The sequence below is a fragment of the Pseudomonas sp. Pseusp9 genome (assembly GCF_059491265.1).
Window position 1 is genome coordinate 1,068,168 of the sequence record NZ_CP168500.1, and the last position, 14,194, is coordinate 1,082,361.

At 58.1% G+C, this 14,194-nt stretch carries 14 protein-coding genes; 10 read left to right on the forward strand and 4 right to left on the reverse strand.

Features of this window, described 5'->3' with window-relative positions; genetic code table 11:
* The first annotated feature begins 193 nt into the window (after positions 1-193).
* Positions 194-424, forward strand: a complete 231-nt coding sequence (locus ACEN8E_RS04725; RefSeq protein WP_095193720.1) for a VF530 family protein — start codon at positions 194-196, stop codon at positions 422-424.
* 1 nt (position 425) lies between these two features.
* Complete coding sequence (locus ACEN8E_RS04730; RefSeq protein WP_495591628.1) at positions 426-1,079, forward strand: Pr6Pr family membrane protein; 654 nt, start codon at positions 426-428, stop codon at positions 1,077-1,079.
* A 97-nt stretch (positions 1,080-1,176) separates the two neighbouring features.
* On the opposite strand, the gene ACEN8E_RS04735 is transcribed toward ACEN8E_RS04730, so the two are convergent.
* Positions 1,177-1,968, reverse strand: coding sequence for a siderophore-interacting protein (locus ACEN8E_RS04735; RefSeq protein WP_495591629.1), 792 nt, complete (start codon positions 1,966-1,968; stop codon positions 1,177-1,179).
* Positions 1,965-2,540 carry a PadR family transcriptional regulator gene (locus ACEN8E_RS04740; protein ID WP_495591630.1) on the reverse strand — a complete coding sequence of 192 codons (576 nt, stop codon included), beginning with the start codon at positions 2,538-2,540 and terminating at the stop codon, positions 1,965-1,967. Before ACEN8E_RS04740 ends, ACEN8E_RS04735 begins: the two co-directional genes overlap by 4 nt.
* Before the next feature lie 508 nt (positions 2,541-3,048).
* Here ACEN8E_RS04740 and ACEN8E_RS04745 point away from each other — a divergent pair.
* From ACEN8E_RS04745 to ACEN8E_RS04770, 6 genes are all read left to right on the forward strand, one after another.
* The gene (locus ACEN8E_RS04745) at positions 3,049-3,549 is read left to right on the forward strand and encodes a CS1 type fimbrial major subunit (RefSeq protein WP_495591631.1); all 501 of its coding nucleotides are present in this window, start codon (positions 3,049-3,051) and stop codon (positions 3,547-3,549) included.
* A gap of 120 nt (positions 3,550-3,669) precedes the next feature.
* Complete coding sequence (locus ACEN8E_RS04750) at positions 3,670-6,195, forward strand: CS1-pili formation C-terminal domain-containing protein (RefSeq protein WP_495591632.1); 2,526 nt, start codon at positions 3,670-3,672, stop codon at positions 6,193-6,195.
* 40 nt (positions 6,196-6,235) lie between these two features.
* A complete protein-coding gene (locus ACEN8E_RS04755; protein WP_495591633.1) occupies positions 6,236-7,489 on the forward strand; it encodes a hypothetical protein in 1,254 nt (417 codons plus the stop codon).
* 58 nt (positions 7,490-7,547) lie between these two features.
* Positions 7,548-8,291 (forward strand): molecular chaperone, encoded by a 744-nt coding sequence (locus ACEN8E_RS04760; protein WP_495591634.1) that lies wholly within the window; start codon positions 7,548-7,550, stop codon positions 8,289-8,291.
* Positions 8,292-8,352: 61 nt separating this feature from the next.
* On the forward strand, positions 8,353-8,847 hold the full coding sequence (locus tag ACEN8E_RS04765) for a CS1 type fimbrial major subunit (protein WP_495591635.1): 495 nt from the start codon (positions 8,353-8,355) through the stop codon (positions 8,845-8,847).
* A 73-nt stretch (positions 8,848-8,920) separates the two neighbouring features.
* Positions 8,921-10,171 (forward strand): hypothetical protein, encoded by a 1,251-nt coding sequence (locus tag ACEN8E_RS04770; RefSeq protein ID WP_495591636.1) that lies wholly within the window; start codon positions 8,921-8,923, stop codon positions 10,169-10,171.
* A gap of 61 nt (positions 10,172-10,232) precedes the next feature.
* Here ACEN8E_RS04770 and ACEN8E_RS04775 read toward each other — a convergent pair whose 3' ends face one another.
* Both ACEN8E_RS04775 and ACEN8E_RS04780 read right to left on the reverse strand, forming a co-directional pair.
* On the reverse strand, positions 10,233-10,430 hold the full coding sequence (locus tag ACEN8E_RS04775) for a hypothetical protein (RefSeq protein WP_495591637.1): 198 nt from the start codon (positions 10,428-10,430) through the stop codon (positions 10,233-10,235).
* Between the two features lie 439 nt (positions 10,431-10,869).
* Complete coding sequence (locus tag ACEN8E_RS04780) at positions 10,870-11,070, reverse strand: hypothetical protein (protein WP_495591638.1); 201 nt, start codon at positions 11,068-11,070, stop codon at positions 10,870-10,872.
* Here ACEN8E_RS04780 and ACEN8E_RS04785 point away from each other — a divergent pair.
* The gene (locus ACEN8E_RS04785; protein WP_495591639.1) at positions 11,063-11,542 is read left to right on the forward strand and encodes a CS1 type fimbrial major subunit; all 480 of its coding nucleotides are present in this window, start codon (positions 11,063-11,065) and stop codon (positions 11,540-11,542) included. The two genes, ACEN8E_RS04780 and ACEN8E_RS04785, sit on opposite strands and share 8 nt — an antisense overlap.
* Positions 11,543-11,653: 111 nt before the next feature.
* Positions 11,654-14,176 carry a CS1-pili formation C-terminal domain-containing protein gene (locus ACEN8E_RS04790; RefSeq protein WP_495591640.1) on the forward strand — a complete coding sequence of 841 codons (2,523 nt, stop codon included), beginning with the start codon at positions 11,654-11,656 and terminating at the stop codon, positions 14,174-14,176.
* Positions 14,177-14,194: the final 18 nt, after the last annotated feature.

The window sequence follows — 14,194 nt, forward strand, 5'->3', positions numbered from 1 at the left end:
GTGAGCAACGCGTTTATCCAGAATGCACGCGTTATCGTTAACGACCATCGCGAGCAAGCTCGCTCCTACAGAATCCAAGAATCCAAGAATCCCGGGATACTGGGATCGCCTACATTTAACAGATCGCTTCCCCCCAACGAAGCCCTCGGCTAAGGTGCGCGGCTTCCCATCCCTACATCGCTGAAGGCCCGGCATGACCGAACAGACCCACGACCCGCTGCATGGCGTAACCCTGGAGCAAATCCTCAATGCCCTGGTTGAACACTACGAATGGTCGGGGCTGGCCGAGCGCATCGATATCCGCTGCTTCAAGAGTGACCCGAGCATCAAGTCGAGCCTGACGTTCCTGCGTAAAACCCCGTGGGCGCGGGAGAAGGTCGAGCGTTTGTACGTGAAGCTGATGCGCACCAAGCGTCCGCTCTGACATGTTCAACCCGTCAGTCGCGCGGCGTCGTTTCGTCGCCATCGCTGCCATCCTTGGCTGGGCCGGATTGAGTATTCAGCTGTACCTGATTCTCTACTCGCGCTGGACGCTGGCAGCCAGTTTGACCGGCGGGCTGGTGAGCTTCTTCAGCTATTTCACCGTGCTCAGCAATACGCTGGTGGCAACTGTTCTGACCAGTGAAATGACGTCCCGCGAATCGGCCGCGCGCCGCTGGTTTTTACAACCCTGGGTCAGCAGTGGAGTGGCCGTGAGCATCGCCGTGGTCGGCCTGGCCTATAACGTGCTGCTGCGCCATTTGTGGCATCCCGAAGGCTGGCAATGGCTGGCCGATGAGTTGCTGCATGACATCATGCCGCTGCTGTTCCTGGGTTATTGGTGGTGTTGTGTGCCAAAGGGCATGTTGCGCTTTGGGCACACTGCGTTGTGGGTGATTTATCCGCTGGTGTACTTCGCCTATTCCCTGCTGCGCGGGCATTTGCTGGCGACTTATCCGTACCCGTTCATTGATGTGGAGAAGCTGGGTTATCCACAGGTGTTCATCAATGCCGGGGGATTGCTGGCGGGGTTCGTGGCGATTGCGTTGCTGTTGATCGCGTTGGATCGATGGCGTGGTGGCAAGGGCATGGATTTGTAGCGTTCGTAGCATCGCCTTCGCGAGCAGGCTCGCTCCCACAGGAGAGCACATTCCAAAGGTGGGAGCGAGCCTGCTCGCGAAGGGGGCAGTGAGGAAGTTACTCCTCGTCGCTGTCATCCAGCCGCCAGTAGCCTACGGCTTTAACGAACTTGTCATCCAGCCCATGCTCATCGAGCAACACCCGGCGAATCTGCCGCGACACCTTGCTCTCGGTCGCGACCCAGGCATACAAGCTTCCTGCAGGAACCTGGATCTGCCGCACAGTGCTTAGTAAATGATCCTTGCCGCCTTCACGCAGCACCCAGATCACATTGACTTCGGCAGCGCTCTGCAGCACTTGCTGCTCCTTGCCGTTTTCCACCTCGACAATCACCAACGCCCGGCGATTGGGCGCCAGCCCTTCGAGACGGCGGGCGATGGCGGGCAGGGCAGTCTCATCGCCGATCAGCAGGTAGCTGTCGAAGATGTCCGGCACGATCATCGAGCCACGGGGCCCGCCGATGTGCAGGAACTGGCCGGGTCTGGCCTGTTCTGCCCAGGTCGAAGCCGGGCCGTCGCCGTGCAGCACGAAGTCGATGTCCAGTTCCAGCGTGTTCAGGTCGTAGCGGCGTGGCGTGTAGTCGCGCATGGCCGGCATCGGCCCGTTGTCCTTGCCGGCGCCCAGCACCAGGGTTTCCAGCGCCGCGGCTTGCTCGGCGCTCTGCGGGAACAGCAACTTGACGTGATCGTCGGTGCCAAGGCTGACAAAACCCGCCAGCTCCGGGCCGCCCAGGGTAATGCGGCGCATCCGTGGTGTCAGGTCGACCACCCGCAGCACTTCCAGGCGACGCCGTTTGATTTCATGCATGACGCGGTGAATGGTTTGGGAAGGCACGATAACGTCGATCATTCGGCTGACTCCTGGGCAGGCTGAACGGCAGGGCCGTCGACAATGGCTTTGGCGGTGTTGTTGAGCAGGGTCGAGACGCGCCGGATTTCTTCGGGGCTCCAGCGGCCATGGTGCAATTGCAGGGCATGGCGCAGGTTATGCACCGCCTCATGGATCTCGGGCGGGCGATCGTGGCCACGCAACGAACGTTTACTGACATCGATGCGCACCCGCACACCTTCAAGGGCAACAGCCTGCTCGATCAGGGACTGGCGCCCGGCCTCCGTCACGCTGTAGCGTTTTTTTCCGCCTTCGGCATCGCCCTGGATCATTTCGCTTTCTTCCAGAAAGGTCAGGGTCGGATAGATCACGCCGGGGCTGGGGCTGTAGGCACCGTCGAACATCCCTTCGATCTGGCGGATCAGGTCGTAGCCGTGGCAGGGCTGCTCGGCGATCAAGGCCAGCAGCAGCAGTTTCAGGTCGCCGGGCGCGAACACCCGTGGTCCGCGACCGCCGCGTTCACGGCCAGGGCGCTTTTCGAACCCGTCACGGCCATCGCCATGTTCACGGTGGGGGGAATGATGGTCTCTCATTTTCGTTTTCTCTCGTCGTGTTTAGATACAACTTAAGATATATCTTAACTGGAGAGCAAGAGCTTTCGACCGACGGTCGCCCTGAAAGGCCTGGCAAAACCGGGCTGATAAACGAAGCCAAAATCGAAAAAAGATAATTGTTGGATAGATGCACATATTGAATTCAGCGTTAACTCTCCAATCTGGCACCGTTGGTTTTTATTTGTTGAATCTGTGTATTGGTCTTACAGACTTCGCAGTGCGAGTGTCGTGCTGAAATTAATGGGTAGACATGATTTGTAGTCCGAATCTTGCCGTCATGTTGTAGGTTTATTGCCGCTTCAGACTTTTTTATTTGTTTGCGAAACTATGGCTACAAGACCTTCAGATTTGTCCTACATACCTTTCTGACAAATTGATCGATCATCTTTCGGCGTTGAAAGCTCGGTTAAGCAAATAGCTGCTCGTGACAGTGTTGCTCATCAGAAATTTTCAGCGCCTCGATCTTTTTAAAAACAGGTACTGAAAGATGTTCAAGAAAATCGCAATCGCTACGCCAATGGCTATCCTGGCACTGAGTTCTTCGATGGCTTTCGCTGCAGGCGAAGCGCGTCATTCCATTAATATCGTCGCATCGGTTCCAACCAAGGTTTTTCACGTATTGCCGGTAGACCCTGATTTGATCGTCAAGGATCAGCGCCTGAGCTACGACCCGATTACCGAACAATTGAGCGCCTTGCGTGCGCAGTTCGACACGAAAAACACCGATGGCTCGATTCACGCGGTGCTTGAAGAAGAAGCCAGCCTGTCCAACGGTGTAGTCGCTGACAAAATCCCGATGACCGTAACGTTCAACGGCAAGGCGCTGAACGTAACCACACCGGTGGAAGTAGTTGGCGAGGATGAATCCACGCCAGGCAAGCGTGTTGAACTGGTAGTCGCTCCTACCAAGCCAAGCGGTGGCTACAAGGCAGGTGAGTACACTGGCGTAGTCGCCATGCGCTTTGATGCGGTGCTTCCAACGCTTTGATGTTCTTGATACCGGTGAGAGCAAGTCTCATCAGGTAATCATTAACCGGTCGACAGTTCATGCCCTCTGTCGACCGGGCTTTTTACTGTCTTGATCGTTAAAACTCAGAGTATTTCGTTCATGTTCCCGATGACTCCCATCGCGGCTGCGCTCGCACTTTTTTTCTGCGCAAGTGCATTGGCGACGCCAGTAAACAACAATGGCACGACACCCCGAAGTTTGCTCGCTCAAGCCAAAGGTTTGCCGGCGGACTTCGAAGAGCACTTTTTCGATGTGCCATTGGCGGTTCGGGTGGAACTTGATCAACAAATTCTGGGTGAGGCGATGATCGTGTTATCCCGCGATGATCGAATTACCCTGCTCGATTTCACCGACACCGGCGACAGCCGCTTCAGCGCCAGCGAGCGCGAGACCTGGGCCGCTATTCTCAAGCCCGGCGTGGCACTGGGCTCCTGCAGCGCAAAGTGTCCGGAGCAGATGCTGGCGGTGCACTACAACCTGGAAAACTCATTGCTGTCGGTCGTTACGGAAAACGCCGAACGCGACAGCGAAGCCAGGCGTTTTTACGACCAACCCGAAGGCGGCAGCAGCGGCCTGATGGTGCGCAACCAGCTCAATCTCAATGGCGGCCAGGATCAGGACCTGGGCGGTCGATTTGGCCTGGAAGCCAGCGGTAGCCTGGGCAATTGGAGCCAGGCCGTCAACATGCAACTGTCGCGTCTGGGCGGCCCGGACGACAAGCTCTATCACGCCGTGCACGAGCTTTATACTCAGCGCGAATTGCAAGGCAGTTTCTTTCGCCTGGGTTATTTCACTCCCAACTCCGAAGGCCTGACCCGGCAACCCCGTTCGTTTGGCACCAGCCCCGATACGGCGGTGGGCCTGATGTTCGGCAGCTCCGACAGCCTGGCGATCAACTCGCCGACGCCCAGCGTGTATCCGGTCTACGTGACGGCCAACCGTCAGGCTTCGGTGGAAATCTATCGCGATGGCCTGCTGCTCAACACCCAGTCGGTGCCGGCCGGTTTGCAGACCCTCGATACCCGGCCGTTACCGGGCGGCATCTACGAAGTGGAAGTGCGCCTGATCGAAGACGGCCAGATCACCTCGACCACTCAGGAGCTGATCTATAAGCCGACCAACTGGCGCAACCATGACGAGCGTTGGCGTTACAACCTGTTTGCCGGGCAGGAAAGCAAATTGCTCAGCAACTGGGATCAGCAGGACAGCGGCGAAGTCACCGCCGGTGCGGCGATCAATTACCTGCTGCACCCGCGAGTGATCCTCGGTTTGTCGGCACGTCAGGTGCGCGACAAGTTGCAGTACGGCAGCTCCATCGACTGGAGCCTGGCCAACAGCCTCAATCTGTACGCCAATCTGTATACGACCGAAGATCATGGCACCGGTGCCGATCTGCAGGCGCTTTACAACTATGGCTCGGGCAGCGTGGTAGTCAGTCACAACCGTAGCTGGCTCGACACCACCCATACCTACGACACGCTGCCCGATGGCACTCGTGTGCGCCAACGCAATGTGTTCACTGGCCAGACCAGCAACTCATCGTTGGGGCTGAGCCACCGGATCAGTCGCCAAAACTCGGTCAATGCGCGGGTTTCCCACAGTGATGGCAACGTCGAAGGCGTCGGCCTGGACCTCGGCTGGACGCAACGCACGACCTTGTTCGGCAGCGATGCCAACTGGCGCTTGTCGGTGTTCGACCGTCCCGGCAGTTACAGCAGCGGCGATGCGCGCAACCGCGGCGTCGATCTGAGCATGAGCGTGGCATTGGGCGGGCCGGGGCAGCAGATCTCCGGCAGCATCGGCACGCGCACCGCCCGGGACGGCGGCCGTGACAACAACGCTTCGCTGGGTTATCGCAAAGACCTGCAGGACCACGTCTTGCAAAGCGTCTCGGTGACTGCGCTGACCGATACCTACGGCGTCGGCGTTTCCAGCCTGGCGAATTTTCGTACCGACGCCGTCAACGGTGACGGCTTTATCCAGCGCTCGTCTTTCAACGGCAATTACACCGGTGGCCTGAACGTCGACAGCACGTTGGTGATCGGCGACGAAAAAATGCTGATGACCAGCCAGCACCAAGGCCGGGGTGCCGGGATGATTGTCGATGTGGAATCCGATATCGACGGCATCGCCCTGCGCGCCGATGACTTGAGTGGCGGCAGCGCGGCCCTGCGCCCGGGCCGCAACTTCATCCCGATCACGGCGTACCAGAACAGCTCGGTGAGCTTCGACTTCGAAGGCAACCATGCGCCGGCGGCGACCATCGAGCCCTCGCGCACCCGTTATCACCTGAACAAGGGTGGTGTGGAGTACCGCAAGGTACGGGTGATGAAAACCTTCACCGTGCTCGGGCGTCTGCTCGATGCCCAAGGCCGGCCGCTCAAGGGCCATCACGTGATCAACCATGCCAGCCGTGGGGTGAGCGAAGTCGATGGCTTTTTCTCGATGGAAATGAACGCCGGCTCGCCGACGCTGGAAGTGCGTCATGCCGATCAGTTGCTGTGCCAGTTCCGCCTCGATGCGAGACAGCATCGCAGTGAAAACAACGTGCTGATGATCGGTGATCTGCGCTGTACGCCACAGACATTGGCGGATGTGACCTTTGAAGCCAGAAAGGCTGGGTGACGAGGTTTTGTTTACGTATGAGTTTTCAGGTCAATCCACTATGAAATTCTTTTTTTCGTTAAGAGCAGTCGCGGCCTTGTGCCTGATGGGCGGCTTGCTGGCCGGGCTTCATGCGCCGTCGGCCCAGGCAGTGGTGCAGGAAATAACCGCCGAATTCGTGCCTGACCCGGCGAATCCGCTGGTTAACAGGTTCGTCAACACGACCAAGGAAACAGGAGTGTGTCCGACATACATGGCCACTCGTTGCAAGGATCTGGGCATCTTTAGCCTGCGGGTACCGAACTTCAGGTTTGAGTCATCACAACTGATTCCAGCCCACCATGCCGACCCCAGGCAGGGCGTGACCTTCAGTGTGCCTTCGAGTTGGCGGGGCGTGGAGGTCGTGCACAGCGATACAGGTGAGCGGGAGACTGTTCAGATGCGAATCTCGGGAATTGGCGGTACATGGAGTATCGCTCGGCCACCGGGGGTCGGTGCATGGGGGCCGGACGGGAAGAATTGGCGCGTTCCATGGAATAGCCCGCCTTCCCCCTGTACCGGTGTGAATGTGGGGTCGGCCGGTCTTTCTTATTCGTTCTTTCTCTGGCTCATTCCCGAAGGTGCGGGCGCCTGTGGCATAAAACCTTTTGTCGATGTCCCCTGGTTCACATTCGGAGGGGTCGAATACGTCTATGAGCTCAAAACCCCCAATCCCCTAAGTATGTCGTCAGGCGAATACAAAGGCTCGTTGACCTACACCACAGGCCCGGGTGGCGACTTCGACATGGGCGATGTCCTGTTGCCGAACGATTCGGCAATCACCCTGAATTTCACCCTGAATGTCATGCATTCGCTCAAGGTCGACATTCCTCCTGGCGGTGACAAGGTCCAGTTGGTGCCGGCCGGCGGCTGGCAGAGCTGGTTGCAGGCTGGGCGCAAACCGGTACGGCTGTTCCGCGACCAGACCTTCCACATCTCCGCGTCATCGCGTTTCAAAATGCAGCTGGAGTGCGAGTTCCAGCAGATGTCCGACTGCGCGATTCGCAACCCGGATTCACAGCGAACAGCGGCGGTACAGGTGCTCGTCAGCTTGCCCAATGGCTTGACCGATTCTTCGGGCCAGCCGGTGCAGCGCCGTCCGTTGCGTGTTGGTGGCGAGGACGACATGAAGTTCCAGCCCGGTTTCTATGTCGATCGCGGGCCCGGGACTTTGCACTTCGAAATGTCACCGTCTGAAGTAGAGCGGATCGTGCAGCCAGGGGAAGGGGGACGTTACGTGGGCAATATCACGGTGATCTGGGATTCGGAAGTCTGATGGGCGGACCCGTCCGGGTCGCATTTGCGTTGTATTCAATGTTACGAGGTTCAAGTGTATGAAACGGTTTTGGTTGTTGTTGGGTTTGTGCTGTTTTTCCCTGGGGCTTCAGGCCGGCCCGCAAATCAATGTGGGCACGGTGTACGACTATCTGGATGCTGACAAGAGCACCTACCTCAAGCGCGTGTTCAACAGCGGCGACAGCACCGCGTTCGTCAAGGTCAACATTCTGGAAATTCTTTACGACGCCGACGGTACTTCACGTGAAGTGCCGGTCAAGACCCAGGCCGATGCCAGCGGTCGCGATGGTCTGATGGCCAGCCCGGCGCGGTTGATCGTGCCGGCCAACGGCATGCAGGGCACCCGCTTGCTGCACATGGGCAACCGCGACACCGAGCGCTATTTCCGTGTGCGCTTCGTGCCAGTGGTACCGGAAAAGGAAGACGAGTTCGCCGTTTCCGCGGAGGAGCGCGACGAATACAAAAAGAACCTGTCGGCGGGGGTCAACGTCATGACCGGTTTCGGCACGGTGTTTTTTGTCCGCCCGAGCAATGCGCGTTTCGACAGCGTGATCGACGACAGCCCCGAGCGTTATCGCCTGCGCAACAACGGCAACACCGTGGTGGTGATCGACGAGTTCCGCAACTGTTCGCGCAAGAACGAGAACGAGTGCGAACCGACCACCAAGCACCATGTGCTGGCAGGCAAGACCTTCGAGTTCGAGAAGAAACCCGGGCGCGAATACCAGTTCAATCTGGTTGAAGGCGACAGCCAAAAGACGCTGCGCATCGCCAGCAAGTGAATGTGCCGGGCGAGGCCCCGGTGCGCTCGCGGCTCCGTTTTTTATGCAACAGGTAACTGACATGATCAAGCAATCGGCCATCACCTTGTGCATGGGCGCACTGACACTGCTAAGTGCGTCGACTTTCGCGGCGCGTGAAGAGCACACCTTCGAAGTGTCGGTGGACATCCCGACCTTGGGATTTTATGTGATCCCTGCCGAATCGAACTGGATTCATCGGGAACAGATCCTGCCGTGGAATATCAACACCTCGACGTTGGGCGGGTTACGCAAGCAGTTCGACGTCAGGCATGACACCAGTGCGATCGAAGCCAGGCTGGAGAGCGAGCCATACCTGTCCAATGGCCGTGACGAGCAGAACATCTATCTGCGGGTCAGTTTCAACGGTCAGGAGCTGAGTCATGAGCCACAACCAAGGCAAGTGGTGCCGGCGGATCAGGCCATGGCCGGCGGCCGTTTTCCGCTGGAGATCCAGCCAATAATGCCGGCCGGTGGCTACAAGGCGGGTGACTACTACGGGAATGTCCTGCTGGTCTTCAGTGCGGCCGCGCCATGAAGCTCCATCATCATTGCCGGAAAGGCTGGGTGACTAGTTTGTGTGCAGGTATGAATTTTCAGGTCAATCCACTATGACATTCTTTTTTTCGTTAAGAACAGTTGCAGCCTTGTGCCTGACGGGCGGCTTGCTGGCCGGGCTTCATGCGCCGTCGGCCCAGGCAGTGGTGCAGGAAATAACTGCCGAATTCGTGCCTGACCCGGCGAATCCGATGGTTAACAGGTTCGTCAACACGACACCGCAAACCGGGGTTTGTCCGGATTGGATACCCACCGATTGTGTGCGGCGGGGTATTTTCAGTTTGAAGATACCCGGCCTGAGCTTCAATTCGGTGTCACCCATCCTCGCCAATCATGCCGATCCCAGGCAGGGGGCGACCTTCAGTGTGCCTTCCAGTTGGCGGAATGTGGACGTCATTCACTCCCGTACGGGTGAGCGAGAGACGGTTCAGACGCGTGTCGCCGGCATTGGTGGCACCTGGAACATGGCGAGGCCCCCTGGAGTCAGCGCCTGGTCGCAAGGAGGCTATTGGTTTGATCAATGGCGTAAGGCGCCCGCACCCTGTACCGGGCTAGCCGTGGGGGCTGCCGGTGTCAATTTCTCGCCCTTTTTCTGGCTGGTTCCCGAAGGTGCGGGTGCGTGCGGCAGAATACCCTCTGTCGACATTCCCTGGTTCAGGTTCAATTCGGTTTCATATGTCTATGAGCTCAGGACACCTAATCCGCTGGCTATGTCGTCAGGCGAATACAAAGGCTCGTTGACCTACACCACAGGCCCGGGTGGCGACTTCGACATGGGCGATGTCCTGTTGCCGAGCGATTCGGCAATCACCCTGAATTTCACCCTGAATGTCATGCATTCGCTCAAGGTCGACATTCCCCCTGGCGGTGACAAGGTCCAGTTGGTACCGGCCGGCGGCTGGCAGGGCTGGTTGCAGGCAGGGCGCAATCCGGTACGGCTGTTCCGCGACCAGACCTTCCACATCTCCGCCTCATCGCGGTTCAAGATGCAGCTGGAGTGCGAGTTCCAGCAGATGTCCGACTGCGCGATTCGCAACCCGGATTCACAGCGAACAGCGGCGGTGCAGGTCAGCGTCAGCCTCCCCAAAGGCTTGACCGATTCTTCGGGCCAGCTGGTGCAGCGCCGTCCGTTGCGTGTTGGTGGCGAGGACGACATGAAGTTCCAGCCCGGTTTCTATCTCGATCGCGCGCCCGGGACTTTGCACTTCGAAATGTCACCGTCTGAAGTAGAGCGGATCGTGCAGTCGGGGGAAGGGGGGCGTTACGTGGGCAATATCACGGTGATCTGGGATTCGGAAGTCTGACGTATTACAGAGCAACGTACCCGGACAGGTGGGCAGCAGTCGCCAGCCTGCCCGGTTCGCCTTAACGATTCGACAATCCCCCCCTCTCTTCGTCCCCCAGGTCAAGCAGCAGCAATGTCTCCAGTTGCTCGGACTTGGCCAAATGGTCTCGCTTGTTGGTTTCCATTCGGGCTGAATACCTTTCGCGCAAATGGTTTTCCCGGAAATCCTGCTCAAGCATTTTGTTGACCAGAGCGTCGCCTTCTTCCAGCGCCAGCACTCCATGTAGTTGAACAGCAGGGCCCCGGCGTCGACACGGGCCACTGGGGCGAAGGTCATGGTGAGCAGCTCCTCGAATCCGTCACGGCCATTGCCATGTTCACGGTGGGGGAATGATGGTCTCTCATTTTCGCTTTCTCCCGTCGTGTTTAGATATAAATTGCGATATATCTTATTGAGAGTGCAAGACCGCCCAACCAGCGGACGTCCCCAGCGTCACCCCTGGGAAAACCGTCAAGATCGAAAAAATAGTGGGTATTAATGCAGGTGAATAACTTGAAATTAGTGTTAACTCTCTAATGTCATGTTTTCGCCTATTGTTTGCGGGGCTTGTAGTACCGGTCTTACAGAAGTAACTTCGTGAGTGGTTGGTAACCATTGCTTATAAAGTGCGGTTTGTAGTCTGTCTCTTACAGTCAGACATTGGCTTTTATGTTTTTTCAGATTTTTTCTTTCCAGAGTGGTAGCCCTTTGGCTACGCACTTGCAGGAACTTGCCTGCTTACTTTCCAGACGAATTGCCTGATCATCTTTCGGCGTTGAAAGTTCAGCTGAGCAAATAACTGCTCGTGACTGTTTTTGCTCATCAGGAACTTTCAACTCTTTAATCCTTTTAAAAGACAGGTACTGAAAGATGTTCAAGAAAATCGCGTTTGCTGCTCCTCTGGCTGTTCTGGCACTGAGCTCCTCGATGGCTTTCGCCGCTACCGAAGCCCGGCACTCCATCAGTCTGACTGCCAATGTTCCAACTGACGATTTCTACGCGGTACCCGTCGATGCAGATCTGGTCAACAAGGATCAGGACATGAGCTACAACCCAGGCATCGACGCCATGAAAACCGTCGACGGGCACTTTGACGTCCTTCACACCGCCGGCAAGGTCAACGCGCGACTCGAAGGCGTTCCAAAGCTGATTGCCGGTAGCAAAACCATTGATTTGAAAGTCGAACTCAATGGCAAGACGTTGACCACCACTTCGCAGGAAGTCGTTGGAGATACTGAATCCAATACGCGTTATCGTGCACCGTTCAAAATCAGTGCAGTCACTAGCGGTAAACCGGACGCAGGCGACTACACCGGTGTGGTCATGCTGGTCGTTGAACCGTCTGTCTAAGTAAGGCATTCGACGCTAAAACGCTTACTTATTCCAAGTAACGTACTCGGTCGACAAACTTTGCGGTTTGTCGACCGTGCTTTGACTCCCCTGTAATCAGAGTACTTTTTCATGTTCCCGATGACGCCCATCGCGGCAGCGCTTGCGCTGCTGTTATGTAGCAGTGCATTTGCGGCGCCGACTTCCGTTGATAATACGCCGCGAAGTTTGCTGGCCCAGGCCAAGGGCCTGCCGGCAGAGTTCGAGGAGCACTTTTTCGATGTGCCGTTGGCGGTTCGGGTCGAACTCGATCAACAGCCCCTCGGCGAGGCGATGATTGTGTTGTCTCGCGACGACCGGGTCACCTTGCTCGAATTCACCGACACCAGCGACAGCCGCTTCAGCGCCAGCGAGCGCGACACTTGGGCCGATATCCTCAAGCCCGGCGTGGCACTGGGCTCCTGCAGCGCAAAGTGCCCGGAGCAGATGCTGGCGGTGCACTACAACCTGGAAAACTCATTGCTGTCGGTCGTTACGGAAAACGCCGAACGCGACAGCGAAGCCAGGCGTTTTTACGACCAACCCGAAGGCGGCAGCAGCGGCCTGATGGTACGTAACCAGCTCAATCTCAACGGCGGCCAGGATCAGGACCTGGGCGGTCGTTTCGGCCTTGAGGCCAGCGGTAGCCTGGGCAATTGGACCCAGGCCCTCAACATGCAACTGTCGCGTCTGGGCGGCCCGGACGACAAGCTCTATCACGCCGTGCACGAGCTTTATACCCAGCGCGAACTGCAAGGCAGTTTTTTCCGACTGGGCTATTTCACCCCCAACTCCGAAGGCCTGACCCGGCAACCCCGCGCGTTCGGCACCAGCCCCGATACGGCGGTGGGCCTGATGTTCGGCAGCTCCGACAGCCTGGCGATCAACTCGCCGACGCCCAGCGTGTATCCGGTCTACGTCACGGCCAACCGCCAGGCTTCGGTGGAAATCTATCGCGATGGCCTGCTGCTCAACACCCAGTCGGTGCCGGCCGGTCTGCAGACCCTCGATACCCGGCCGTTACCGGGCGGCATCTACGAGGTGGAAGTGCGCCTGATCGAAGACGGCCAGATCACCTCGAGCACCCAGGAGCTGATCTACAAGCCGACCAACTGGCGCAACCACAACGAGCGCTGGCGTTACAACCTGTTTGCTGGCCAGGAAACCAGGCTGCTCAGCAACTGGAATCAACAGGACAGTGGCGACGCCACGGCTGGGGCGGCGATCAATTACCTGTTGCACCCGCGGGTGATCCTCGGTTTGTCGGCACGTCAGGTGCGGGAAAAACTGCAATACGGCACCTCGGTCGATTGGAGCCTGGCCAACAGCACCAGTGTCTACGCCAATTTTTACCAGACCGAAGACCACGGCACCGGTATGGATCTGCAGGGCCTGTACAACTATGGCTCGGGCAGCGTTGTGGTCAGCCACAACCGCAGCTGGCTCGACACCACCAACACGTTCGACACGCTGCCCGACGGTACCCGAGTACGCCAGCGCAACGTGTTCACCGGCGAGACCAGCAACTCGTCATTGGCGCTCAGTCATCGGGTCAGCCGCAGCAGTTCGTTGAATGCACGGGTTTCCCACAGTGACGGCAATGTTGAAGGCGTTGGTGTGGATCTGGGCTGGACCCAGCGCACGACAATGATGGGCAGCGATGCCAACTGGCGGCTTTCGTTGTTTGATCGCCCAGGCAGCTTCAGCAGTGGCGATGCGCGTAACCGTGGTGTCGACTTGAGCATCAACATGGCATTGGGCGGGCCGGGTCAGCAGATATCCGGCAGCATCGGCACACGCACCGCACGGGACGGCAGCCGCGACAACAATGCATCCCTGGGTTATCGCAAGGATTTGCAGGATCACATCTTGCAGAACGTCTCGGTGACCGCACTGACCGATACCTACGGCGTCGGTGTGTCGAGCCTGGCGAATTTTCGGACCGACGCCATCAACGGCGACGGCTTTATCCAGCGCTCGTCCTTCAACGGCAACTTCACCGGCGGCCTGAACGTCGACAGCACATTGGTGATCGGCGGCGAAAAAATGCTGATGACCAGCCAGCACCTGGGCCGGGGTGCCGGGATGATCGTCGATGTCGAGTCCGATATCGATGGCATCGCCCTGCGCGCCGACGACCTCAGCGGTAGCAGCGCGGCCCTGCACCCGGGGCGCAATTTCATCCCGATCACGGCGTACCAGAACAGTTCGGTGAGCTTCGACTTCGAAGGCAACCATGCGCCGGCGGCGACCATCGAGCCCTCACGCACCCGCTATCACTTGAACAAGGGCGGTGTGGAATACCGCAAGGTGCGGGTGATGAAAACCCTCACGGTGCTCGGGCGTCTGGTGGATGCCCAGGGTCGGCCGCTCAAGGGCCACCACGTGATCAACCACGCCAGCCGTGGGGTGAGCGAAGTCGATGGCTTCTTCTCGATGGAAATGAATGCCGGTTCACCGACCCTGGAAGTGCGTCATGCCGACCAGTTGTTGTGCCAGTTCCGCCTCGATGCAAGCCAGCACCGCAGCGAAAACAATGTGCTGATGATCGGCGACCTGCGTTGCACGACAGACACGTTGGCGGATGCCTCACTCACACGACACAAGGCCGGTTGAATGGCCCCGGCAATGTTG